The sequence below is a fragment of the Aquimarina macrocephali genome (genome assembly GCF_051627225.1).
GTDB lineage: Bacteria > Bacteroidota > Bacteroidia > Flavobacteriales > Flavobacteriaceae > Aquimarina > Aquimarina macrocephali.
In genome coordinates this window covers 3,624,827-3,648,919 of the sequence record NZ_CP151795.1, presented here as the reverse complement: position 1 = coordinate 3,648,919, position 24,093 = coordinate 3,624,827, and the positions used below count along the sequence as shown (strand labels likewise).

Annotated in this window: 21 protein-coding genes; 9 read left to right on the top strand and 12 right to left on the bottom strand. The window is 32.2% G+C overall.

What is annotated here, in order from left to right; all coding sequences use genetic code 11:
• Positions 1 to 28 precede the first annotated feature (28 nt).
• The gene (locus tag AAFU52_RS15840) at positions 29 to 1,201 is read right to left on the bottom strand and encodes a hypothetical protein (RefSeq protein WP_438422573.1); all 1,173 of its coding nucleotides are present in this window, start codon (positions 1,199 to 1,201) and stop codon (positions 29 to 31) included.
• Between the two features lie 410 nt (positions 1,202 to 1,611).
• Here AAFU52_RS15840 and AAFU52_RS15835 point away from each other — a divergent pair, with 410 nt between their 5' ends.
• Both AAFU52_RS15835 and AAFU52_RS15830 read left to right on the top strand, forming a co-directional pair.
• Positions 1,612 to 4,839: a SusC/RagA family TonB-linked outer membrane protein gene (locus tag AAFU52_RS15835; protein ID WP_438422572.1), complete on the top strand. Its 3,228-nt coding sequence runs from the start codon at positions 1,612 to 1,614 to the stop codon at positions 4,837 to 4,839.
• 10 nt (positions 4,840 to 4,849) lie between these two features.
• Positions 4,850 to 6,304, top strand: a complete 1,455-nt coding sequence (locus tag AAFU52_RS15830) for a SusD/RagB family nutrient-binding outer membrane lipoprotein (protein WP_438422571.1) — start codon at positions 4,850 to 4,852, stop codon at positions 6,302 to 6,304.
• Between the two features lie 562 nt (positions 6,305 to 6,866).
• Here the strand turns inward: AAFU52_RS15830 and AAFU52_RS15825 are convergent.
• Entirely contained in the window at positions 6,867 to 8,027 is a 1,161-nt protein-coding gene (locus AAFU52_RS15825) for a hypothetical protein (RefSeq protein ID WP_438422570.1), read from the bottom strand.
• A gap of 167 nt (positions 8,028 to 8,194) precedes the next feature.
• Here AAFU52_RS15825 and AAFU52_RS15820 point away from each other — a divergent pair, with 167 nt between their 5' ends.
• From AAFU52_RS15820 to AAFU52_RS15805, 4 genes are all read left to right on the top strand, one after another.
• Entirely contained in the window at positions 8,195 to 8,716 is a 522-nt protein-coding gene (locus tag AAFU52_RS15820) for an RNA polymerase sigma factor (RefSeq protein ID WP_438422569.1), read from the top strand.
• Between the two features lie 87 nt (positions 8,717 to 8,803).
• Positions 8,804 to 9,718: a FecR family protein gene (locus AAFU52_RS15815; protein WP_438422568.1), complete on the top strand. Its 915-nt coding sequence runs from the start codon at positions 8,804 to 8,806 to the stop codon at positions 9,716 to 9,718.
• A gap of 4 nt (positions 9,719 to 9,722) precedes the next feature.
• The gene (locus AAFU52_RS15810) at positions 9,723 to 12,275 is read left to right on the top strand and encodes a TonB-dependent receptor plug domain-containing protein (protein WP_438422567.1); all 2,553 of its coding nucleotides are present in this window, start codon (positions 9,723 to 9,725) and stop codon (positions 12,273 to 12,275) included.
• 83 nt (positions 12,276 to 12,358) lie between these two features.
• Positions 12,359 to 13,468, top strand: a complete 1,110-nt coding sequence (locus AAFU52_RS15805; protein ID WP_438422566.1) for a C1 family peptidase — start codon at positions 12,359 to 12,361, stop codon at positions 13,466 to 13,468.
• 71 nt (positions 13,469 to 13,539) lie between these two features.
• Here the strand turns inward: AAFU52_RS15805 and AAFU52_RS15800 are convergent, their stop codons facing one another.
• A complete protein-coding gene (locus tag AAFU52_RS15800) occupies positions 13,540 to 13,959 on the bottom strand; it encodes a nucleoside-diphosphate kinase (RefSeq protein ID WP_024768690.1) in 420 nt (139 codons plus the stop codon).
• A gap of 232 nt (positions 13,960 to 14,191) precedes the next feature.
• Positions 14,192 to 15,220 carry an alkaline phosphatase D family protein gene (locus AAFU52_RS15795; RefSeq protein ID WP_438422565.1) on the bottom strand — a complete coding sequence of 343 codons (1,029 nt, stop codon included), beginning with the start codon at positions 15,218 to 15,220 and terminating at the stop codon, positions 14,192 to 14,194.
• 79 nt (positions 15,221 to 15,299) lie between these two features.
• On the opposite strand from AAFU52_RS15795, the gene AAFU52_RS15790 reads away from it, so the two are divergent.
• The 3 genes from AAFU52_RS15790 to AAFU52_RS15780 are packed head-to-tail and all read left to right on the top strand — an operon-like array spanning position 15,300 to position 18,019.
• Complete coding sequence (locus tag AAFU52_RS15790; RefSeq protein WP_438422563.1) at positions 15,300 to 16,316, top strand: DHH family phosphoesterase; 1,017 nt, start codon at positions 15,300 to 15,302, stop codon at positions 16,314 to 16,316.
• A complete protein-coding gene (gldI, locus tag AAFU52_RS15785; RefSeq protein WP_024768693.1) occupies positions 16,313 to 16,864 on the top strand; it encodes a gliding motility-associated peptidyl-prolyl isomerase GldI in 552 nt (183 codons plus the stop codon). The genes AAFU52_RS15790 and gldI overlap by 4 nt, the downstream gene beginning before the upstream one ends.
• A gap of 12 nt (positions 16,865 to 16,876) precedes the next feature.
• Positions 16,877 to 18,019, top strand: coding sequence for a peptidylprolyl isomerase (locus tag AAFU52_RS15780; RefSeq protein WP_024768694.1), 1,143 nt, complete (start codon positions 16,877 to 16,879; stop codon positions 18,017 to 18,019).
• Positions 18,020 to 18,222: 203 nt separating this feature from the next.
• Here the strand turns inward: AAFU52_RS15780 and AAFU52_RS15775 are convergent, their stop codons facing one another.
• The 8 genes from AAFU52_RS15775 to AAFU52_RS15740 form a co-directional block, all read right to left on the bottom strand.
• Positions 18,223 to 19,398, bottom strand: coding sequence for a hypothetical protein (locus AAFU52_RS15775; protein ID WP_438422562.1), 1,176 nt, complete (start codon positions 19,396 to 19,398; stop codon positions 18,223 to 18,225).
• A gap of 34 nt (positions 19,399 to 19,432) precedes the next feature.
• Positions 19,433 to 20,263, bottom strand: a complete 831-nt coding sequence (locus AAFU52_RS15770) for a DUF2306 domain-containing protein (RefSeq protein ID WP_438422561.1) — start codon at positions 20,261 to 20,263, stop codon at positions 19,433 to 19,435.
• A gap of 326 nt (positions 20,264 to 20,589) precedes the next feature.
• A complete protein-coding gene (locus tag AAFU52_RS15765) occupies positions 20,590 to 21,147 on the bottom strand; it encodes a hypothetical protein (RefSeq protein ID WP_438422560.1) in 558 nt (185 codons plus the stop codon).
• An 80-nt stretch (positions 21,148 to 21,227) separates the two neighbouring features.
• The gene (locus tag AAFU52_RS15760) at positions 21,228 to 21,680 is read right to left on the bottom strand and encodes a hypothetical protein (protein WP_152538452.1); all 453 of its coding nucleotides are present in this window, start codon (positions 21,678 to 21,680) and stop codon (positions 21,228 to 21,230) included.
• A 104-nt stretch (positions 21,681 to 21,784) separates the two neighbouring features.
• Entirely contained in the window at positions 21,785 to 22,507 is a 723-nt protein-coding gene (locus AAFU52_RS15755) for a DUF4386 domain-containing protein (RefSeq protein WP_438422559.1), read from the bottom strand.
• Positions 22,508 to 22,681: 174 nt separating this feature from the next.
• On the bottom strand, positions 22,682 to 23,116 hold the full coding sequence (locus AAFU52_RS15750; RefSeq protein ID WP_438422558.1) for a DUF6326 family protein: 435 nt from the start codon (positions 23,114 to 23,116) through the stop codon (positions 22,682 to 22,684).
• Positions 23,117 to 23,166: 50 nt separating this feature from the next.
• On the bottom strand, positions 23,167 to 23,724 hold the full coding sequence (locus AAFU52_RS15745) for a GIN domain-containing protein (protein ID WP_024768701.1): 558 nt from the start codon (positions 23,722 to 23,724) through the stop codon (positions 23,167 to 23,169).
• Positions 23,711 to 24,091 (bottom strand): GntR family transcriptional regulator, encoded by a 381-nt coding sequence (locus AAFU52_RS15740; protein WP_024768702.1) that lies wholly within the window; start codon positions 24,089 to 24,091, stop codon positions 23,711 to 23,713. The genes AAFU52_RS15745 and AAFU52_RS15740 overlap by 14 nt, the downstream gene beginning before the upstream one ends.
• Between the last annotated feature and the right edge of the window lie 2 nt (positions 24,092 to 24,093).

The window sequence follows — 24,093 nt, the reverse complement described above, 5'->3', positions numbered from 1 at the left end:
GCGTTGTCATTAACAATGTACAGAGTGATTAGGGAACTATTATCTCGTCACAAAACTTTATACCATCAGGGCAATTTGGAGTTATTACTTTAGCACATACATTATTTGTACCTTGATCCAAATTAAACTCTATTACTCCTGCACTTAACAGCGAGTTTTCAATAAAAACTTCATTTACATACCAGCCTATAGTAACATCATTACTCACCCCTGTAACAGAGGGGTTAAATTTATATGTATTTGTACCTGTAACCCGTTCGTTAGTAAATGTAATACCTGGGCAAATAGGTTCTACCACAATTTCTTTACAAGCAATCGTCCCGATAAGGCAGTTAGTGGTAATCACTTTTATACAAGTTTCATATGTTCCTGGAGTAAATTGCCTTGTAAATGGGTTTCCATCAACAACCTGATCAGCAATTATCTCTCCATTGATTTTAAAAAATAGTTGATATCCATTCATAATCTCAATATCAGGAATGAATCTATACTCATTATCTTGTAAAGGTTGGATTTCAAATCGTATTGCAGGGCAGCCAATACAATTATTTATGATTTCATAAAACTCATAATATGTCGATATTTGAGTCGGTTTAAGATCTGGAGTAACTAGTATTGATATTGGAAATTTAAAATTTGGCTGATAAATAGCTCCCTGATCCGTAAGAAAACGATTAAAATTTTCCTCACTATCAATATTAACTTCTTTATTTTCTTTATCACTTAGGGTAATAGGATATTCAAACTTAAAACATTGCTTATATAAATGATCAAAAACATCTCTGAATGTTTTTATCTGGCATTCTCTAAGTACACTAATCAAAGAATCTTCATTTTCTACAAGAAGAGGGTCATTAGCTCCTTTAAACATTATCTGAATAGGAAATTGTAACCCGGTTATATTAAAATTTGCACTTTGCCCAGAAATTACCCCAAGTAATCCTTTATAATCATCAACTCGTATGGTCGAATCAGTATTATAACCAAATATCAATGGATATTTAAAGGTAAAACACAGCTCTTCTTCATTTATTATCGAATTTCTTGTTTTTATATCATTAAGGATAGATACGATTGTTGTAGTTGATGTAATCTTAGCATCTATACTATCAGGAAAAAAAGAGTCATCATTTACACAAGAATATGCAAACATTACCAATGCTAGTATAAAACCTTTACAATATGTACTTAATTTATTCAATATGAAACTGTTCTAGATATATTTATAACGTTTACAAATTCATTTACCCTACCCCATTTCTCTATTTAACATGGATGAATGTATATAAAATAAAATTAGAATCAAAAGACTATCTAAATACATCCTATATAATTAAGAACAACAAAACAACTCGATAAATTTTAGTTCATCTTTGTTATTATCAAAAAAACATTACATATTAAATCACAATTTTAGATAATCTTCGTTTTATAAATTACACGGTTTAAAATGGTTTAAAACTTCTTTATAAAAAGAAAAACCATATTTAGTCGTCTTTTTAAGTTACCCTTACAATTTTCTCGTTAATTTTTTGTTAAAAAAACATTATCCTTATTATCCTGTAATTTTTCTTAATAACCTTGCTTACTAACAAAAATTAACATGCAATAATGAAATTATTAACAAAAAACATGCTAATACTTCTAACGGTATTAGTGACGCAATTTTCTGTTGCGCAAGAAACCCCTATTACAGGTAAGGTCACAGATGATGGTGGCATGCCATTACCTGGTGTAAATATTATAGTAAAGGGTAGCAACAGTGGAGCTCAAACAGATTTTGACGGGATGTATTCGTTACAAGCTTCTGAAGGAAGTACTCTTCTCTTCAGTTACCTTGGTTTTGCAGATCAGGAGGTTATTGTAGGCGCCCAAAAAACTATTAATGTACAATTAGAAGTTACGGCTTCTCAATTAGAAGAGATAGTAGTTACGGCTCTTGGTATTTCTAGAGATAAAAAATCTTTAGGATATTCTACACAAGAAGTTGATGGAGAAGATTTAACTAAAGTGAAAACTGCAAATTTTGTAAACGCACTTTCTGGAAAAGCTTCTGGTATTCAAATTAGAAAAAATAACAATATAGGTGGGTCTACCAATGTTGTTATTAGAGGTAATGCTTCTTTAACTGGTAGTAACCAGGCTTTATTTGTTATTGATGGAGTTCCTATCAATAATACAAATAGTAATTCTGCTGGTCAGGGGCAAGCTCAAGGAGGGTATTATGATTATGGTAATGCTGCATCAGATATTAACCCTGAGGATATAGAATCTATAAACGTTCTAAAAGGTGCTGCTGCATCTGCTCTTTATGGTTCAAGAGCTGCAAATGGTGTTATTATGATTACTACTAAAAAAGGAGGTAAATCTAAAGGACTAGGAATTACAGTTAATTCTGGAATGACATTTGGATCTATTGATAAAAGTACATTTGCAAAATACCAAACACAATATGGTGCTGGTTATAGTCCTGGTTTTTATCAGGAAGATATATTGGGAGATGGCACAGCAGATGATCAAACAGTTAAATATGATGATGATGCTTCTTATGGATCTGCTTTTGATTCAAGTGTATTAGTATACCAATGGGATTCTTTTGATCCTGCATCGCCTAACTACAGAACAGCAACTCCATGGGTAAACGCTGAGCATGGTCCTATTTCATTTTTTGAGACTCCGATAACAATTACAAATTCGTTATCATTAGACAAAGGATATGATCAGGGTTCTTTTAGATTAAACTACACGATGTTTGATCAAACTGGTTTGATGCCAAACAGTTCTATCAAGAAGCATAACTTTTCTATGAGCGGAAGCTTTAAGCTTAGTGATAAATTAACTGCAACTGGATATGCTAATTATATCAAAACAGATGGTTTAGGTCGTAACTCCACAGGATATAACGATAATATTGTATCTAATTTTAAACAATGGTGGCAAACCAATGTTGATATAAGACAACAAGAAGATATTTATTTTGCAACAAGAAGAAACGTAACTTGGAACCCTGCTTCTGCAGATGCCGGTTCTACGCCAATTTATTGGGATAATCCATATTGGAAACGTTATGAGAATTATCAATCTGATTCAAGAAATCGTTTTTTAGGAAATGTTTCTCTAAATTATGTAATAACAGATTGGTTTAATATTACAGGTAGAGTCGCTACAGATACATATTCTGAATTACAGGAAGAAAGAAGAGCTAACGGTAGTGTTCCTACTCGTTTTGGAGTTAGTAGAGGTAATGTAGATTCTGGATATGGAAGAAGGGATATTCGAAATACAGAAACCAACTATGATTTGATGCTTAATTTTGATAAAAACTTAAGTGATGAATTTAATATTAAAGGAATTTTAGGAACTAATATCAGAAGAAATCACTTTCAATCTATTTATGCATCTACCAGTGGTGGGTTAAGTGTTCCTAGATTATATTCATTACAAAACAGTAAAGGACCTCTTCCATTACCGGTAGAAAGAGATGAAAAAATTGGAGTTGATGGTGTGTATGCCAGTGTATCTCTTGGATATAAAAATATGTTGTTTTTAGATGGTACCATAAGAAGAGATCATTCTTCAACGTTACCAAAAGGTAATAGTACTTTCTACTACCCATCTATTGCAGGTAGTTTTGTTTTTTCTAGCCTTTTGGATACAGATATTATTTCATTTGGTAAATTAAGAGCCAATTATGCAGAAGTAGGTAATAGTGCTCCTTTTGATTTTTTATATGATAGTTATAATGTGAACACTCCTATAGGAAGTGCAAGTACTTCTGTAGGAAACGTAAAAAAGAATCCTAATCTAAAACCTGAAAGAACAACAAGTACTGAGATTGGTTTAGAAATGAAACTTTTACAAAATAGATTTGGGTTTGATGTTGCATATTATGTAAACAACTCTATTGATCAAATTTTTGGAGTACCTGTTAGTAGAGGAACTGGTTATACTTCTAAAATTCTTAATGCAGGAGAAATTGAAAATAAAGGTATAGAAGTATCTGTATCTGGAACCCCAATAAAAACCGACGATCTATCCTGGAAGGTAAATGTAAACTGGTCAAAAAATAAAAATAAAGTAGTTTCTTTAGAAGATGGTATAGAAAATCTTCAATTAGGTGATTTTCAAGGAGGTGTTACAATAAACGCTACTGTAGGTCAGCCATATGGTGTTATTTATGGTACAGATTACACTTACATAAATGGGCAAAGAGTTATAGACCCTTCTAATGGACAACATATAAAAACTACTGCATCCAATAATGTAATAGGAGATACTAACCCAGAATGGTTGATGGGTATTTCTAATAAAGTTAATTATAAAAACCTTTCTTTTAGCTTTTTAATTGATATCCAAAAAGGAGGTAGCATATTTGCATTGGATCAGTATTATGGTCTGGCAACTGGTTTATATGCCGAAACAGCTTTTATCAATGATTTAGGAAACCCTGTAAGAAATACTTTAGCCGATGGCGGTGGTTTTATCAATCCAGGTGTAAATCCTGATGGAGCTACAAATACTACGCGAATCAGAGCAGATCGATTTGGTGCTCAAGGATATCGTAGAGGTTTACCTGATGCTGCTTTTGTATATGATGCTAGTTATGTAAAATTACGTGAAGTCTCTTTAACATACACTTTTCCTAAAAAATTAATTGACTACACTTTCTTAAATGATGTATCTATAAGTATAATTGGATCAAACCTTTGGATTATTGACAAAAATACTCCTCATGAAGATCCTGAAGGAGGTTTAAGTTCTGGTAACCTACAAGGGTACTCTACTGGGTCATTACCAACAACCAGAGATTTTGGTTTTAACTTAAAATTACAATTCTAAAAAAATTAAGATGAAAAAAATATTAATCCTAATTACCGCGGTAATTATAGCCTCTTGTTCGGATAATCTCGAGAGTCTGAACGAGAATATTAAAGATCCATCTTCTGTTCCTGGAGAAACCTTATTTACAGGTGCACAGAAGAATCTGGTTGATCAAATAGTAGATCTAAATGTAAATAACAACAATACAAAACTTTTTGCTCAATATCTACAAGAAACAACCTATACAGATGAAAGCAACTATGATCAAACTAGTAGAACTATTCCTGCTACACATTGGAGTATTCTTTATAAAGATGTCTTAAAAGACCTGGATGAAGCTGCTAAGATTATAGAAGACACACAGTATTCGCTTCCTTCAGATATTGAAGTTAAAGCGAATAAGCTTCAAGTAATAGAAATCTTAACTGTCTATACTTATAGCATATTAATAGAAACTTTTGGAAATGTTCCTTATACAGAAGCTTTAGATATTGATAACCTATTACCTGCATATGATGATGGTGAAACTGTATACAAAACATTGGTTGGTAGACTTACGGTTGCTATTGATGCATTAGACACAAGCAAAGGAAGTTTTGGAGTTGCAGATAATATTTATGGTGGTGATGCATCGCTATGGAAAAAGTTTGCTTCTTCTTTAAAACTTAGAATGGGTATCTTATTATCTGATGTAGATAATGCATTTGCTAAAACTACCGTAGAAACGGCAGTTACAAGTGGTGTATTTACCAGTAGAGCTGATAATGCCAATTTTACATACTTAGCGGCTTCACCAAATACAAATCCTATTCATGATAATTTAGTTTTAAGTGGAAGGCATGATTTTGTTGCGGCGGTTACGATCGTAGATATGATGAATACATTGAATGATCCCAGAAGACCTTTATATTTCTTAGAAGTACCAGGAACGGGTACTTATGTTGGAGGAGGTATTGGAGCTACGTCAAACTATTCTTCACATTCTCATGTATCTGCTCAAGTAGAAGCGGCAACAACTCCAGGCGTAATTTTTGACTATGCTGAAGTTGAGTTTCTACTAGCTGAAGCAGCTGCAAGAACTTTTGCAGTTGGTGGTACAGCAAAAAGTCATTACGATATTGCTGTAGTAGAATCAATAGAAAGTTGGGGAGGATCAAATGCAGATGCAGTAACATACCTTGCACAAGCAACTGTAGATTACGATACTGCTTTGGCAGCAAGTACTGCAACTACTCCTTGGAAAGAAATAATCGGTAATCAAAAATGGATAGCTTTATTTAATAGAGGTATCGAAGCCTGGACTTCGATCAGACTTTTAGATTTTCCAACATTAGCGACACCAGCTGAACCTGTTTCTGGTTTCCCAAATAGATATACATATCCTATAATAGAACAAACCTTAAATGGTACGAACTGGCAAGCCGCCTCTACAACAATAGGTGGAGATCTTGCAGAAACAAAACTTTTCTGGGATTTAAATTAGCCAATATTTAGCTAAATTATTAACATAGTTTATAGGGGTGAGATAGAAAATCTCACCCCTATTTTTTATACCAATGTTATGCTTAGTTTTTTAAATAATATTCCTTCGTTACATATCCAGCAACCTTTTACCTTCCGAACAAGGAGATTTCTATTAAACATTTAACCACAAATCTAAAGGAGTGTTTTCTGAATAAAAGAAATAAAAAAACAAATCATTTATCTCGCATATCCCCAGGGGTTGTAGAAGAAGGGTTGGAAAGATCTCTACAATTTTCCTTCTGTTATTTCTAGATTTTCGATTTCATTCTAGGTAGGATCACCTATAAGTCATTACAAGAAACACTTTATTTGACGGCTTTTTTCTTTCAATCCTTATATTAAATTCTATGATTTGATTTCACTTTCAGAAATCGCTAACTATAAATAATAGTACATCGTAATCTTATAAATAAAGATTCCCCGAAAGCATGGCCTCGCTTCCAGGGAATCAACCTAATTAATCTAACCTAACTAACTTTTATGTTCTTTATAATCTATAAGTGAATAGAAAATCAATAGTATTACTCAAATTCTACAATCTTACAATATGAAATACCATTTGGGCAACTTGGTGTTTCAATCATTAAGCATACTTCATATCTTCCCGGTCCATCAAATTCATAATAAAATGGATTGTTGTGAGGAAATTCTGGTGATTTACCTACATATTTTCCGTTAACGAACCATTCTAGAGTAACATCATCGATTCCTTCAAATGCGCGAGGATAAAAATGATATGCAGCTTTATCTCCATCTCGTTCTGGTTCAAAGAACAGATCTGGGCAATCTCCTACTCTTATCTCTTTACAATATTTCACTCCTTCTGGACAATCAGGAGTAATCACTTTTAAACATACTTCATGAGCTCCAGAATCAAATTGATATACAAGAGTTCTATTTCCTGTCTGTGGATCATTTTTTGGTGATTCAACATCTTTCCCATCAACATACCACAATATTTGACTTACTTCGTCTGTACCTTCTATTTTTGCTTCAAAAGTATAGGTGCCCACGGTTCCCGGTTCTATTTCCTTTGTAAAAGAAACTTCTGGACAAACCAAATCTGATTCTTCAACCTCTATAACTTTACAATAAGAGACTCCTTCTGGGCAATTTGGTGTTTCTGTTTTGATACACACTTCATATCTACCTGGTTCTTTAAAATCCCAAATCAAATAATTATCTTCATCAGGTGCAGAATCTTCTACCAATCTATCATTAATATACCATCCATAAGATACTTCTTGAATCCCTCTAAAGTCTGCGAAAAATTTATAAGTAGATCGTCCCTGGTAATGTTTACTTCTAAAAAACAAATCAGGACAAGGGTTATTTTCATCTACCTCTACCTCTATATCAGCACAGGCTTCTATTGTTCTTTCCTCGGTTATTATTCTTACACAAATTGTATGTTTACCAGGCTCAAACAAATAATCCAAAATCTGATTAATAATATTTTCTTCATCTTCTCCTTCTATATCATTTCCATCTACAGACCAAATTGTCTGTGCATCATTGTTAATCCCACTTGTCTTAGCTTCAAAACTATAAACCGCACTTCCATCTTTGTTATCTATAACAATCTTAACCTCTGGATCATTATTAAAATCTTCAGTTTCGCAAGAACTAAATCCTAATAGAAGCGTAAACATCAACGTATACCAAATACCAAGTTTTTTCATCGTAAATAATTTTAGGGGTTACTAAATTTTCTTCAGAAGCTTTTTAAACCTCTCTTAAAATGAAACGGTTTAAAAAAAAATTACCCTACCCCCCCTACTTTCATTTTTTATTCTTTGATAGCTTGAAAAAAAAATCTAGATTTGAAAATATATTTTTATTCCCCTAAATGTCTGACAACAATAATTCTACATGTAACGAGCAAGTCTTTGACGAGTTTTTCAAAAGTAACTCCAAACTTTTGAGGAATTATATATATTACAAATTTGGAGATCTGGAACAAGCAGAAGATATTGTTCAGGATGCATTTATTAAACTCTGGAACAATTGCTCTAAAGTGTCGATAGATAAAGCCAAAAGCTATATTTATACTATTGCTACCAATCTTGGAATTAGCGTTACACGACATCAAAAAGTAAGGTTTAAATACAGAGATTATATTACACAACGTAAAACAGATATCAATCACGAATCACCAGAATTTATTGCTCTTGAAAAAGAGTATATGGAAAAATTAAAAAACGCAATTGCGGATTTACCAGAACGCCAAAGAGAAGTGTTCCTGCTGAGTCGAATAGATAAAAAAACATATAAAGAAATTGCAGAACTATCGAATGTTTCTGTAAAAGCTATAGAAAAATTGATGCATAAAGCATTATTAACATTAAGAGGAAAAATAGGAAATATTTAGAGTAAACCTATTAGCCTGAAAAACTTTTTAATAAAAAGAGGTAGGGTAATTTAAAAATAAAACGTTCACATATTATATGCCGAAGTTATGTTAGACGATAAAAAAGACGATATATTCTTATCCAGATGGATTAGCGGAGAGCTTTCTGAGGAGGAACTTCGTGAGTTTAAGTCTCATCCTGAATATGAGTATTATGTAAAAATAATGGCTGGTGCTGATGCTTTGGACCTAAAAGATTATGATGTAGAACAAGAACTCTCTACTTTAAAATCCAAATCAGGTTATACAGCAAAAGAAAATTCTAATTCGGTTATAAAATTATGGCCCTATATTGCAGTTGCAGCTTCAATTGCAATTATTCTGGGAATCTTTTTATTTAGCCCCAATGAATCTTTCAACACTAATTTTGGAGAACAATTATCCGTATTATTACCAGATGGATCAGAAATGATCTTAAATGCTAAATCTATTGCAAGTTTTGACAAAGAGAATTGGAAAGAAAATAGAATGGTAACATTAGAAGGAGAAGCCTTTTTTAAAGTAAAAAAAGGAAGTAAATTCACTGTTACTACCAAAAATGGTGAAGTTTCTGTACTAGGAACCCAATTTAATGTGCAATCTCAAAATACTTTTTTCGAAGTTACTTGTTTTGAAGGTAAAGTTAGTGTTGCCAATAAGGAAAATGAAGAAATTCTAACAGCAGGAAAAGGATATAGAAATCTAGAAAATACTGTCCCAGAAAGTTGGACTTTCGACACTCGGGAACCATCCTGGCTTAGCAATACAAGTTCGTTTAGAAGCATACCAATCAAATATGTATTTAATGAGCTTGAAGAACAATATGATTTAAAAATTAAAGCAACAGAGATAAATCTCGAAACTATATACACAGGAACTTTTCCTAATAATAATAAGGAAGTTGCTCTTAGAACAGTTTTTAGTACCTTAGGCATGAAGTATAGCTTATCGAAAGATGGCAAGACCGTGGTATTAGAAAAGTAATAGAATGACAAGACTTCTATGTGTATGTATTTTTTTATGTAGCATATCTGTTTCTTCTCAAGAAGAAGCAAAAGTCATTACTATCAATAATAGACCGCTACCAGAAATAATTCCTATAATCGAGGAATTTTATAGCCTTAAGTTTTCTTACATCGATACTTTTATAAAGGATAAAAATATTTCTATAACCCTAAGTCCTCAACTCTCTCTACAAGATTTAATTAAAAAATTACAACAACAAACGAAATTACAATTTAAAATCACTGGAAAAAACTTCGTTACCATTAGTGTTTTAAATAAAAGAGATACTATTTCTGTTTGTGGATATATTCTAGACGAAGAGCAAAAGCCTCTTAAGGATATAGGAGTTTTTTTTAAAGCTAATCGTACCAATGTTACCACAGACAACAAGGGGTATTTTGAAAGTGATCAGGTACCATACAACTCAGTTATTTTAATTAGCGCCCCCGGGTTTCGTCAAAGAATTCTGAATTCTAAATCGTTTTTAACCGACGAGTGTATCAAAATATACCTTACCAATGCACATGAAGAAATTCTGGATGAAGTATTTATTCAGGAATATTTGGCTAAGGGAATTACCCAAAACAAAGAAGTTATTCATATTGATTTAAATAATGTAGAAATTCTTCCCGGGCGTACAGAGCCAGATATTTTACAAACTATACAACTCACTCCTGGTGTTAATAATCCTTTTGAGACTGCTTCTGGGTTATTTGTAAGAGGAAGTTCTCCTAATCAAAACCTAGTACTGTGGAATGGTATAAAAACCTACCATCAGGGGCATTTATTTGGTATGCTATCTGCGTTTAACCCATATGTAGCTAAAGAGGTAAATTTTTCTAAAAGTGGAGTCAGTGCCAAGTATGGGGATAGAATTGCAGGAGTTGTAGATATTAAATCCGAAAACCAAATTGCAGAACGTTTTTCTGGAGGGGCTGGCTTTAATATGATCAATGCAGATATAGTAGCACATATTCCTATCATACGAGACAAAATATCACTTCAGGTATCAGGAAGAAGATCATATACCGATGTTTTAGAAACATTTACCTATAAACAACTCTCTGATCGCGTTTTTCAGAATACTAAAATTGCCGAGACCGTTGCCCTTAATAATGAAGATAATGATTTTTTCTATATAGATTATAATGCGAATTTAATTCTACAGCCTTCAGATGGTGACAAAATTGAAATTAATACAATTTATAGTAAAAATGACTTAGATTTTAGAAGAAGTGATGCTATCGAGTCCTTTAATGATGACCTTACTACAGAAAATGAAGGGTATAATTTTAAGTGGAGTCACACATACAGTAAAACTTTTAATACCAAAGTAAGTGGGTATTACACCAAATATCTTTTAAATTATCAGTTTATTACCCGAAACCTAGGAACAATAACCGAAATCGAAAGTAAAAAAAATACTGTTGGGGATTATGGTGCAGAACTTGGATTAAATTATGAACTATCAAAATATCAAAACATTTCTGGAGGTTATCAATTATCTAACAATACGATCAGATATGCCTTTGTTACTGCTACTCCTAGTTATGAACTAATTCTGGATGAAGATGATCGTTTTTTAAACACACATGCTGCATATGCAGAATACACATTCGATACTCCAAAAAACTTTTATGTTTCTGCTGGATTACGTTTCAATTTTTATGCAGAGCTTGACAAAACTTATATAGAGCCTCGGATTTTTGCTCAAAAATATATTACCAAAAATTGGGAAATCAATACTAGCTTAGAATACAGAAGTCAATCAACCAGCCAGATACAAGAATCTATCGTGAGCGACTTATCTCTTGAAAATCAAATCTGGACATTGGCAAACAATGAGCAGTTTCCCGTGATTAGTAGTCATCAATTTACATTAGGAAGTAGTTTTAGAAAAAATAAATGGTACCTGGATATCGATGGATATTATAAAAAAATTGAAGATATTACCACATTAACCGCAGGTTTTATTAACCCCATAGACAATGTTCACCATGTAGGAGAAAGTAGAATTTTTGGCGTCGATCTTTTTCTAAAAAAAAGGTTTAAAAATTACAAAACCTGGGTTAGTTATTCTTATATCAATACCCGTAATACATTTGAAGATATTAATAACAATGAATCTTTTCCTGGTAATTGGAATATTGAACATACAGTAAAATGGTCTCAATTTTATAAAATTAATAATTTTCAATTCTCCCTGGGGTGGATTTGGCATACAGGTAAAGCCTATACCAATGTATCTGGAGTAGATGAAAGTGGTGAAATCATAATCTTAGAATTTGATGAAATTAACAGCAATAATCTTCCAGAATACCATAGGTTAGATTTCTCTGCTATTTATGATTTTAAAATAGGATACAATCCCAATATCAAATACAGAATTGGGCTTTCTGTTCTAAATTTATACAATAAAAAGAATTTACTAAACCGAGAGTTTAGAACAACAAATTCTCTTAATAACCAGTTGATCAATTCTGATATATTATCGCTGGGGATTACTCCTAATATTAGCTTTAGAATTTTTTGGTAAATAACTACTCTATTTTTTTAGTTGAGTTTTCCTTATTTATCTATTTTCTTGTACCTTCATTGCCTACAAATCATATAACTAAAATGAAAAAACTCTTTTTTATTAATTGCATGTTTCTATTTTTATCTATAGGATATGCTCAAGAAACACATCCCGATTATAGTATAACAGATGAAATATCTCTTAAATGTAATCCTGTTATTAGTCAAGGAAAAACAGGTACATGCTGGAGTTTTTCCACCACCTCATATATCGAATCAGAAATTGCTCGTCTAGGACATGGAGTTCATGATTTATCAGAATTATTTCAAGTCAGAAATACATACACCGATAAGGCCCGAAATTATATATTAAGACAAGGTAAAGCCCAGTTTAGTGAAGGAGCACTTGCGCATGATGTTATAAAATCTATTCGTAAGCACGGAATCATTCCTAATGAAACTTATACAGGTTTTGCCGGAAGTATTGCAGACCGTCATGATCACAGTGAACTAATTAAATTATTAACCAATATGGTTGATAACGCAGTGAAACACAAAATTCTTTCACAAAACTGGTGGAAAAGTTATGAAGCAATGTTAGATATCTATCTTGGAAAAAGACCTGACACCTTTAATTATAATAACAAAACCTATACCCCTATTGAGTTTGCTAAAGAACTTGGGATAGATGCAAATAACTATATCACACTAACATCTTTCACTCATCATCCAATGAATAGTGATTTTATTCTGGAAATACCAGATAATTTCTCTAATGGTATATATCATAATATCCCACTTGATGAGTTACAACAGGTAGTTGATCATGCTTTAAAAGAAGGGTATACTGTAGCTTGGGATGGAGATGTAAGTGAAGTAGGGTTTTCTCAAAAAAACGGCTTAGCTGTTCTTACTCATAAGAAAGAACGTAAAGATGCATTTAAAGAATATATCAAAGAAGAAAAAGTCACTCCCGAATCTCGACAAAAAGAATTCGAAAAGTACAATACTACAGATGATCACTTAATGCATTTAGTAGGGAAAGGCATTGATAAAAAAGGAAAGATATATTATAAAATCAAAAATTCATGGGGAATTAAAGGAGCTCAACATGGGTATCTTTATATGTCTGAAGCATATTTTAGAATGAAAACTGTAGGGATTTTACTTCATAAAGATGGTATTCCTAAAAAAATAAAAGAAAAGGTATAATCAATTTATAAAACACAAAAAAGCTGTCTGTATATACAGACAGCTTTTTTTGTAATAAGAAATATATCTTTTTAAAACTGCTCTCTTCCAGAAAAATGAAAAGCTCCTTCAATAGCAGCATTTTCATCACTATCACTACCGTGCACAGCGTTTTCACTAATAGAAGTAGCATACTTTTTACGAATAGTACCTTCTGCAGCTTCTTCAGGATTTGTTGCACCTATTAAGGTTCTGAAATCTTCTACAGCATTTTCTTTTTCTAAAATAGCCGCTACAATTGGACCACTTGTCATATACTCTACTAATTCTCCGTAAAAAGGACGCTCTTTATGAACTGCATAAAATGCTGCAGCATCATCTGTAGTAAGTTGAGTTAATTTCATTGCTACAATTCTAAACCCTGAAGCAGTAATTTGCTCAATAATTCCTCCAATGTATCCTTTTCTTACCGCATCCGGTTTAAGCATTGTAAAAGTTCTGTTTGTTGCCATTGTATGTTTTTGTTATCTAACACCTCTTATAACCAGAAGTATTTCAAATTATTACTTAGGTATATAAAACCCGATTTTTAAAATTTTTGTGCAAAAATATATATAAAAGCATCAAAAACAAGAATTATTATATGAAATGAGTATTATTAAGAATCAATTATTTACATCCGAATAGATTTATTCTTCCTTTTATAGGTAAAGAAAAGTACATTCAATAACTAGATCTCCAAATCTATTTTTTAGGGTATTGTCGTTTATACTCTTGTAATACAATATTATTTTTACCTCGAATCTGCATAGTTACGGTATAAGAATCAAGATCAAATTTTAGCACTCCAAAACTTGGAGTTGAGATTACCCGACCGATTCTGTACTTATTAGATTCTCCTTTATATGCGGCATATGAATGTGTTAAACCACTAGATGTAAAATCAATTAATGGATACTTAAGCCCTTTTACCTTATTCATAGAAAATTCAGAAATATGCCGATCTCCACTAAGCATTATAGCATTTCTTACTCCATTATTTATTAGCATATCATTTAACCGTTTTACTTCGTGAGGAAAATTCCCCCAAGTTTCAAAACCATGTTCTGATGACAAAAATTGAATACTACTCACAATAAGAACAAAATCAGAATAATTGGATGCCAGCTCTTTTTCGAACCATTTCCATTGCGCTTCTCCTAATACAGTTCCTTCATTATTTTCATATGGTTCATACCGTCTTCCTTCTTCTGTACTCTTTCTTAAAGCAGATCTAAAATATCGAGTATCCAAAACGATCACTTTTATGCTTCCTTTTTCAATTTCAAAAACTCTTGATGTATAAACCCCATCCTGAACTCTTAGAGGATCATCCTTTCCTACTTCTAAAAAATCTAGAAATAACTGCTGGCTCTCTTCTTTTTTATTCCACTCTACTCCTGCATCATTTTTACCATAATCATGATCATCCCAGGTAGCCATTACAGGAACTACTTTCTTTAATTTTTGATAATCCGGATTACTATTTTGTATCGTATAATCACTTTCTATTTTGGACATATCATCAGAATCTGCATAGATATTATCTCCTCCCCAAATAAATAGATTAGGAGTGTTTTTTAAGATTTCATTCCAAAAAGGCTGAGGGCTGTTCTGCTTATTGCAACTTCCGAATGCTATAACAAAATCTGAAGATGATGCCGCTTTATCTTGTGAAAAAGTGAATTGAATTACACAAAAGAACATAACTAGAAAACTATCAATATATCTCATGATTCTTAAATTTAATGACTCAACAAAATTAATTGTTCTAATATTACTAAAATATTATTTATTGTATCTTCGCTGACCTATGAATACTAATGAAACAAACAAGGTAAGAAGACTTCTTTCTTCTACAAAAAATATTGTAATTGTAACCCATAAAAATCCTGATGGTGATGCTATAGGTTCTAGTTTGGCATTATATCACTATCTTATTTCTTTTGGACATGATGTTACGGTTATTACACCAAATGATTATCCTCTTTTTTTAAAGTGGATGCCTGGTGAAGATACTATTCTTAAGTATGATAGTGATATTAAAACTGCGTTATCCAAAATCGAAAAAGCGGATCTTATTTTCACTTTAGATTTTAATCACTTTTCTAGAAGTGGTGATATGGAGCATATTTTAGCAAAAGCCAAAGCTACCTTTATTATGATTGATCATCACCAACAACCCGATGATTACGCAGAAGTAACTTATAGTGATCCTGGTATGAGCTCTACCTGCCAGATGATATATCATTTCATAGAAAAACTGAATGATCTGGATAAAATCACCCCAGAGGCCGCAACCTGTATTTATGTTGGAATAATGACAGATACCGGATCTTTTAGATATAGATCTACAACAAGTACTACTCATAAAGTAATAGCAGATCTAATCGATCGAGGAGCTGATAATACTAGAATCCATGAAAGCATTTATGATACTAATACACTATCCAAAATTCAATTAAAAGGTATTGCTTTAAATAATCTAAGAGTACTACCAGAATACAAAACAGCATACATTACTTTATCTCAAAAAGAACTGGATCAACATGGTTTCAAAAAAGGAGATACTGAAGGCTTTGTTAATTTTGGGCTTTCTATAAAAGGAATCAAATTTGCTGTTATTTTTATAGAAAACAAAGGAGAAGAAATTATTAAAATCTCCTTACGCTCTAAGGGTGATTTTTCGGTAAACGAATTCTCAAGAAATCATTTTGAAGGAGGAGGCCATAACAATGCTGCAGGTGGGAGAAGTAATCTATCATTATCTAATACCGTTGAAAAATTTATTAGTATCTTACCAACTTATAAAAAAGTCCTGAATCAATGAGATTAGCCCTTCACACGCTCTGTCTTCTTTTTTTATTTTCTTCTTGTAAAACACCTGAAGCCCGAAGACCAATAAGTATAAAATCTGGTTCTTTTATTAGTGAATCTATTAATCGCAATAAAGAACTTGCAGCAAGAGAAGAGGCTAGAATTCAAAAAATTATTAATGAAGACTCTACTAATAATTATATAACCTCAGAAACAGGATTCTGGTATTTCTACACTAAAAAAGATACCGTATCTACTATCACACCGCAATTTGGAGATATTGTAACCTTCGATTATAATGTAAAAGATTTAGGCGGCACTGTAATTTATTCAGAACAAGAATTAAACACAATTACATACCGTATTGATAAAGAAGAACTTTTTTTAGGTCTTAGAGAAGGATTAAAGCTTATGAAACAAGGTGAAATGGTGACATTTCTGTTTCCTTCTTATCAAGCATATGGATATTATGGTGATGATAATAAGATTGGCACAAATATTCCGTTAATAGCAGAAGTAACACTTAACACAATTACAAAAGAATCAACAACAGAAAATTAATTACCAACAAAAATGAAAAAATTAAATTTATTATTCTTAGCTATTATTGCATTAGCATTCAACAGTTGTAATGAAAAATATCCAGATTTACAAGAAGGTATTTATGCCGAAATCGTTACAAATAAAGGAACAGCAGTAGCAAAATTACACTATGATCTTACGCCTATGACGGTTGCCAACTTTGTTTCTCTGGCAGAAGGCACCAATACTATGGTTGATAGTACTTACAAAGGAAAAAAATATTATAATGGAATTATATTTCACAGAATAATCAAAGATTTTATGATCCAAACCGGAGATCCTCTAGGAACAGGAACAGGAGATCCAGGATATAAATTTCCGGATGAGATTGTGGATTCACTTTCTCATAAATCAAAAGGAATCTTATCAATGGCAAATTCTGGCCCAAATACCAATGGTAGTCAGTTTTTTATTACGCTAAAAGAAACTCCATGGTTAAATGGAAAACATACTGTTTTTGGAGAAATCGTTTTAGGACAAGACATTATTGATAGTATTGGTGTTACAAAAACGGTTCCTGGAGACAAACCAGAAGCAGAGATAAAAATGATGGAAGTTAATATCATTCGCAAAGGTTCTGAAGCTAAAGCTTTTAATACAGAAACTGCGTTTACAGACAAGATAAAAGCTGTTGAAGAAGAAAAGGCTGAAAAAGAACGATTAGCAAAAGAGCGTAATGAAGCTATTGCTGCAAAGTTTAATGAACAGAAAGGTACAGCAACAAAATTAGAAAGTGGTCTTGAAATTATACATGTAAATCAGGGAGATGGACCACAACCCAAGCCGGGAGAAACTGTAGGTATAAATTATGCAGGGTATTTCACAGATGGAAGAGTCTTTGACACTAATATTGCTGAAAAAGCAAAAGAACTAGGAGTTTTTAATCAGCGTAGAGCTGATGATCCAAGAGGGTATGCCCCTGCACAAATGCCATATTCTGCTGAAGCAAAAATGATTGCCGGCTTTAAAGAAGGTATATTACAATTAAAAAATGTAGGTTCTAAAGCTATCATTTTTATTCCTTCTCATCTTGCTTATGGAGAAAGAGGGAATAGAGGGATTCCACCAAATACTGATCTTATTTTCGAGATAGAATTAGCTAGTATCCCAGGTCAGGCAGAAGAAAAAAAATAATTCCTATTGTATTATCACAATAGTCAAAAAACAAAAACATCCCGAATTAATCGGGATGTTTTTGTTTTGTATAATATCCTCTCAAAATTCTCATTCTGTAGAAGTTAAAAGACCTTTACAACCGTTTTGCTTGTACTTCTTCTCCATTATCAATAAGAGTTAAACTTTCTATTTTACCACCCTCATTCTTATTAAATCGAATATTATAAAAAATCATAGCTCTTATTGTTCATTACTGATTTACTAAAATGTTCCTTTATATCTATATCAGTCATAGGTTGTAAAACTCCATATACTATCTCTTTATAAATTTTATTTGTTAAGGAATTAGGAGATAAAAATTTTGATCCCATTACGTATCTAGCTTTATTAATAATTTCTTCAGAAAAATGTGTCGAAAAATACTTTGCTACTACAGAGGCTTCAAATATTTTTTCTAATGATGTCTTATTTCCTTTTTCAAAATTTGCTATTATAGTTCCCGCATTCTCGCATAGCATGTATCCAGTTTTATATTTTATCATTAACTCCCCAAGGCTATCAAGGAAGTTTTCTGACTCAGATAACTTTTTATCATTCTTGATTTTTTTTTGACTAAACGCTTTTAAATGCAAAATCACGCAGAACGCTGCTCCTAAATAAGAACCAGGTACCAGTGCCTGGAACCATGATCTTTGATAAATTAAAAGCTCACATCCATCTTCATTTGTAATATCTAATTTAATAACATTAGTGCTACTCACTACTAAATTCTTGAACGTAACTGATTTTGTAAACGAGCCTTTCATTGTATCTCCAAATACAGCATCTTCAAATTCAATTTTATCATCATTTGCAGGCAGAAAAAATACTGCCTTAGTCCCATTAGTTAATGTTGCTGTGAATACTAAATAATCCGCTACACCAGATAATGACATATATGGGGCCCGACCATTTATTATATAAAAATTTCTTTCTTTTTGCGCCACTATATCTTTGTTACCAGAAACCTCTTTAAAAGTTCGTACCGACCCGGTATTGGCAATCAATATTTGTTCTTTTTCTATCTTTTTTAGTAAAACTTCTCTTTTCCAATATTGTATACTTTTCTTTGGAAAAGGGAAAGAAGATAATGATGCCAGAATATAATAATGCATAGATAAAGCAACAGACACAGGAATTGATATTTCGCCAATCCTGTGCAAAATTCTGAAACATTCTTGATAAACTGTTTCTGTATTTTTCTCATAACAAGGAATAAAGGGTAGCCTTGTTGTTTTTATAAATGCATAGAATTCTTTATAGTTTTTGGTCTTCTCAACTTCATAGAGTTTATCGCACACTTTTTCCAGTTCGGTTTTTCTGTTAATTTTTTGATTATCAATTATCATATTCTTCATTTCTAAATATCGATTAGTGGATTACATACATATCTTAAATGCGGGGAAGCCACATGCTCATGGTTGCAGCAAAAATTCCAATACCGGTTATGATGGTCAGAAAAAAAAGAAGGGTTGTCATGGCCAGCTTACCTGGAGCACCACTTCGGTCTTGTACTCGAAGATAGAGTTCTAAAATAGCTAGTGGCACTAGAAATTGTCCAAAATCCAGGAAAACGAGAAACGGTCCTCGAAACGTTTCTAGATCAAAACCAACCGGGCCACCATTAATAAAAAGCCAAAACATTAACCCGATACGAAAAAACCAGACACCATTAGATACCAAAAACAATCTAAGTGCCCATTGCCTGTGGGTATTAAAATCACGAGCAACAGCTGTACGCCAGGACATAATAGCAAAAAACATAATCAAAAAAGCATTAATACTAACACTTACTTGACCAACAAGCCCACCTATATTACCACGAGTCCAGATCATATAAAGCCCATCAACGCTAATCAATAATGCAGTGAAGATATATATACGGCCATTCCATCGATGAAAAGCACGAGCATGGATACGAATTTGGGGAATAAATTGGAGTGGCCCACCTACCATGATAATGATTGCTAATACAATATGTAATGCAACAGCTAAATTACCCATGGTTTCTCCGGGAATATATCCATGTGGAAGAACTTCATTCCATTTCTCAAAATCTCCATTTATTGCAGAACTACCATAAAAAAAAGTTACATAATATGCAAAGATCCATTGACCAATAACAGCCACAAGGAACCAAAACGTTACCGCCGCATCCAAAGCTTTATCTGCTTTTACAGTTTTAGGTTGTGCTATACTGGCACTACTATTTTCTGATTTCATTTTATTCGTTTTTTGATTGATGATGATATGATTAATACTTATTTAAAAAAAAAAAAAAATATGAAAGGCTTTCTTTGATTATAGAAAAGCAGTCATTTATTCTTTACATTTTCTTATTATACAACTAGTCATTATTAGACTAGCTCGTAAATAATTGTAATCGAATTGAGTTTTTTAATACTAAACTTGTACTGTTAGAAATAATTGATTAGAGCTTATTGTAAGGAATAAAATCATTCTTGTACTGTAGTCAAAAATTGCCAACAAGAGTAGTATTAACTGTATTTGTCTGATCAATTTCTTAATCTATTCCTTTTTCATTAAAGTTAGCTTGTTCTTACTTTTTTTGAGATAAGATATAACATACCTGTCCTCACTATTTTGTAAGTAATTATAAATATAATAGTCAATAAAACCCCGATTCCTGTTGGCAAAATTACTCCAAACGTATATGTCATTCCAATAACAAAACCCAGTAAATGCTCTGACCTGTATAGTGGAACAAAAAATGAAACTAGACATAATCCAATCATCATATATCCTGGAAAATCCGAACCAATAGTAAAAAAGAAAGAGATCAATATCCCAAATGAAAGAGCTCCAATAAATCTATATATGATTCTGGTCATATTTTGAGGTAATCCCAATCTCTCTTTATTAACTAATCTTTGATGGATGCGATATAGTAAATACCAAGTAAGTAATGGGAGGACAATTACACCCCACCAATTTGATATCCCAGGTAAATCTTCGCGATGGAGAATATGGTGGGTTGGCACACCTTCATGGTAATAGTCCCAAATTAGATGTGTTCCTACCAATAGAGTTATTATACCAGTAAAATAGATTCGAATTTCTAACTTCTTTTTTTCATTTGATTTCATAACTATTCGTTTTCTGATTGATGATGATTGATGATAAATGTCAAATTTTTAACTTCTAATAAAAATAAGTTCGATATAGATTACCTAAATCTAAAAAGTTCCTTTATGTAGTTTTTAAAGACGTATCCCCACGGAATAACAATAAGGTCAATAGGAATTGCCATAAGAAATGGTTTAAGAAATTCTTCTGAGGTCGAATCTAATTGACCAGAAGACCATAAAGGATATGCAATACCTATGGCCCATACCGACTTATAAAATAATTGCAGTAAAAGCAAAGGCAACATTTTTAATGGATATCGTATTCCTAAGCCCATTAAAGTAGCATATGCGGCCCAGAAACTATAGGTAACTCCATCATAAGGGCCCCAAACTTCGCTAGGGTTGATAATTTCTGACCATGTACTATGCCCCAAAGTTAAAAAGGTAAGGAGGTAAATAGCTCTCATAGCATACAAATAGAACTTTGGTACTTTTTTAGTTTTTACAGAATTGTTTTCTAACGTGTTTGTGACATCGTGTTTTGATTTCATAATTGTTCGTTTTTTGATTGATGATGATTGATGATTTCTTAAAATTTAAAATGTTTAGGTTTTAAACATTTTATTTCGATATTTTATCCGGATAGATATATGTCTTAGTTGTTAGACATATGAGTTGATTTGCCCTTTTTTATCCCCATAATTAATAACCATAGACAAGTACCTATTTCCCCTATACTCGCAGGGAGCATAACAAAGGAGGGGATTTCATAATTAGGAAAAAGTAGTCCTCCGCATACCGCTATCAAATAGCTAAAACAACCAACCATCAACAAAATGCCTAATACTTTAGGAAGAAAACCTGATTTAAAAACCAAATATCCAAAAGGAAATAGCCAAAGTCCCCAAAAAACCTCAACAATAAGAATTCCATTATCATAAGACTCTAAAAGCAACATTACCTGCGCTTCTAACTGTTCTGCAGTATACATCTTCAAATATTCAGCATTGCCAATTAAAGACAGAACATCAACTTTATTTTGTATATTTAAGTAAGAGATAGGAATACTAATGATCGCAAATACTACCATTAATACTGCAGAATTTTCATGTACTGGTTTAAGTAATTTGTATAAAACTATTGGTAACATTATATAACATACATAGCAAATCAATCCGCTTAAAATTCCTATTCGAAATAACATTTCTGATGTCACTATATTGTTAAATGTAATTGAGGCATCATCCCATACTATAAGTTTTGAGGGCACATACATTAGAGTAAAAATTCCACTTAACACAATACTTAGATAAAACAACCCTGCTATTCTCGCTGTCTTATTTTGTGTCTTATAATCTTCGTTTTTTATTAAATCCATAGTGTTCATTTTTTTGATTGATGATGATTATCTTTTGAAAATATTGGAAACAAAACTCCCATAGTAAAAAGTAATATCTATACTTAATACTGTTCTTTTATATAGTAGGTTATAGGATAAAAAGTGTGCGTTTTACAACTATATCGCTACTGTAATTTATTATGGATGTTGTTTCTAAGCTTCCTGCTTAGGCCATTTCAAGGCATGGCCAATGATTAACATACTCAGAGCGATTTCTATTATCCCCAAAAATGTATAATACATTGTCCAGGGTGTAGGGTTTATCATAGTAAGAACCACTATAATAGTATAAAGGCTACCGACAATGATATTCAACCAGCGATTTATGCTTGGTTTTAGTAATAGAGATACTAAAATCATCATTGCAGGAATAGCCATACTTATTGCAAAAGCCAGAATTACAGTAGGAGTTGTCTCACCAATAGGGGTGACTTTAGCTATCATATCTTCTATTGCTCCGGGTACGAATAAGGAGAAAAAATCTCCATAAATATAACATACTATAAGTGAGGTCCACAATGCAGAAAGTTTTAGCTTTACATTGATTTTATAATCTTCTAATATTCTGTTTTTTTTGATTAAATCCATACTATTCGTTTTTTGATTGATGATGATAATTTAATTTTCTTCTCTATTGATTAGTTAGAGAAATCAATTTCATTCGTATTCCCTTTTAATTTTACATTAGATCCAGGAGTAGCAGAGCATTTAACCGACTCATATGACAGTTCGAGATTTCCATTACTATCATCTGTAAATTCCAGTATTAAATCTTTTCCAGAAACTGTTCCTTTTGTTTCGAAATATGATTCTGAGTTCACCTGTAGTGAATCCAATTGATGATTAGAAACAAATATTCTCACGGTATCTCCTTTTTCCTCTCTCTTTGTTTTTTCTATGATTAATTTTTTATCCTTCACTTCAGTTTTGATATGTATCAATAAATTTTCTGAGGCTTCTACTTTTACTTCAGTTATACTATCTTGTTTAAAAAAAACTTCAATACCATGACTAACCGATATCTTGCTAAACGCAGAAACAATTCTTGTTTCAGATATCATATTCTCTGTATATCGAATTGCATTCTCTCGAAGTTCTCCTTTCCTCACATTATCATGTATAGAAAACTGAAAAGCCAGAAAAAAAAGAATAACAGCTCCTAATGCACCTATTACAATCCAATTACTTGTTTTCATGATCTATATTATTTAGATATTGATTAAATGAGTCTTTTACTTCTTCAAATTTTATATCAAGCAGTCCCATTTTTTTAAATATATCCGGAAGAAGTTCTTCCATAAATTCTTTTCTTTTAATATCGAGAACCTTGTTGTATCCATTTTCTGAAACAAAATACCCTATCCCTCTTTTGTTATAGATTACCTCTTGTTCCTGCAAATAGGTAAAAGCCCTTATCGCAGTGTTAGGGTTTACCTCTACCATAACAGCAATCTCTCTCACAGAAGGTATTCTTTCATCCTCCTGCCATCTTTTTACAAGTATATTCTCATAGAAAAAATCTACGATTTGTAAATAAATAGGTTTGCTGTCATCAAAATCCATCC

Bases quoted from the DNA above. Each gene is read 5' to 3' on its own strand.
- AAFU52_RS15835 (WP_438422572.1), top strand. From the start codon at position 1,612: ATGAAATTATTAACAAAAAACATGCTAATACTTCTAACGGTATTAGTG.
- AAFU52_RS15830 (WP_438422571.1), top strand. From the start codon at position 4,850: ATGAAAAAAATATTAATCCTAATTACCGCGGTAATTATAGCCTCTTGT.
- AAFU52_RS15825 (WP_438422570.1), bottom strand. From the start codon at position 8,027: ATGAAAAAACTTGGTATTTGGTATACGTTGATGTTTACGCTTCTATTA.
- AAFU52_RS15820 (WP_438422569.1), top strand. From the start codon at position 8,195: ATGTCTGACAACAATAATTCTACATGTAACGAGCAAGTCTTTGACGAG.
- AAFU52_RS15815 (WP_438422568.1), top strand. From the start codon at position 8,804: ATGTTAGACGATAAAAAAGACGATATATTCTTATCCAGATGGATTAGC.
- AAFU52_RS15810 (WP_438422567.1), top strand. From the start codon at position 9,723: ATGACAAGACTTCTATGTGTATGTATTTTTTTATGTAGCATATCTGTT.
- AAFU52_RS15805 (WP_438422566.1), top strand. From the start codon at position 12,359: ATGAAAAAACTCTTTTTTATTAATTGCATGTTTCTATTTTTATCTATA.
- AAFU52_RS15800 (WP_024768690.1), bottom strand. From the start codon at position 13,959: ATGGCAACAAACAGAACTTTTACAATGCTTAAACCGGATGCGGTAAGA.
- AAFU52_RS15795 (WP_438422565.1), bottom strand. From the start codon at position 15,220: ATGAGATATATTGATAGTTTTCTAGTTATGTTCTTTTGTGTAATTCAA.
- AAFU52_RS15790 (WP_438422563.1), top strand. From the start codon at position 15,300: ATGAATACTAATGAAACAAACAAGGTAAGAAGACTTCTTTCTTCTACA.
- gldI (WP_024768693.1), top strand. From the start codon at position 16,313: ATGAGATTAGCCCTTCACACGCTCTGTCTTCTTTTTTTATTTTCTTCT.
- AAFU52_RS15780 (WP_024768694.1), top strand. From the start codon at position 16,877: ATGAAAAAATTAAATTTATTATTCTTAGCTATTATTGCATTAGCATTC.
- AAFU52_RS15775 (WP_438422562.1), bottom strand. From the start codon at position 19,398: ATGAAGAATATGATAATTGATAATCAAAAAATTAACAGAAAAACCGAA.
- AAFU52_RS15770 (WP_438422561.1), bottom strand. From the start codon at position 20,263: ATGAAATCAGAAAATAGTAGTGCCAGTATAGCACAACCTAAAACTGTA.
- AAFU52_RS15765 (WP_438422560.1), bottom strand. From the start codon at position 21,147: ATGAAATCAAATGAAAAAAAGAAGTTAGAAATTCGAATCTATTTTACT.
- AAFU52_RS15760 (WP_152538452.1), bottom strand. From the start codon at position 21,680: ATGAAATCAAAACACGATGTCACAAACACGTTAGAAAACAATTCTGTA.
- AAFU52_RS15755 (WP_438422559.1), bottom strand. From the start codon at position 22,507: ATGGATTTAATAAAAAACGAAGATTATAAGACACAAAATAAGACAGCG.
- AAFU52_RS15750 (WP_438422558.1), bottom strand. From the start codon at position 23,116: ATGGATTTAATCAAAAAAAACAGAATATTAGAAGATTATAAAATCAAT.
- AAFU52_RS15745 (WP_024768701.1), bottom strand. From the start codon at position 23,724: ATGAAAACAAGTAATTGGATTGTAATAGGTGCATTAGGAGCTGTTATT.
- AAFU52_RS15740 (WP_024768702.1), bottom strand. From the start codon at position 24,091: ATGGATTTTGATGACAGCAAACCTATTTATTTACAAATCGTAGATTTT.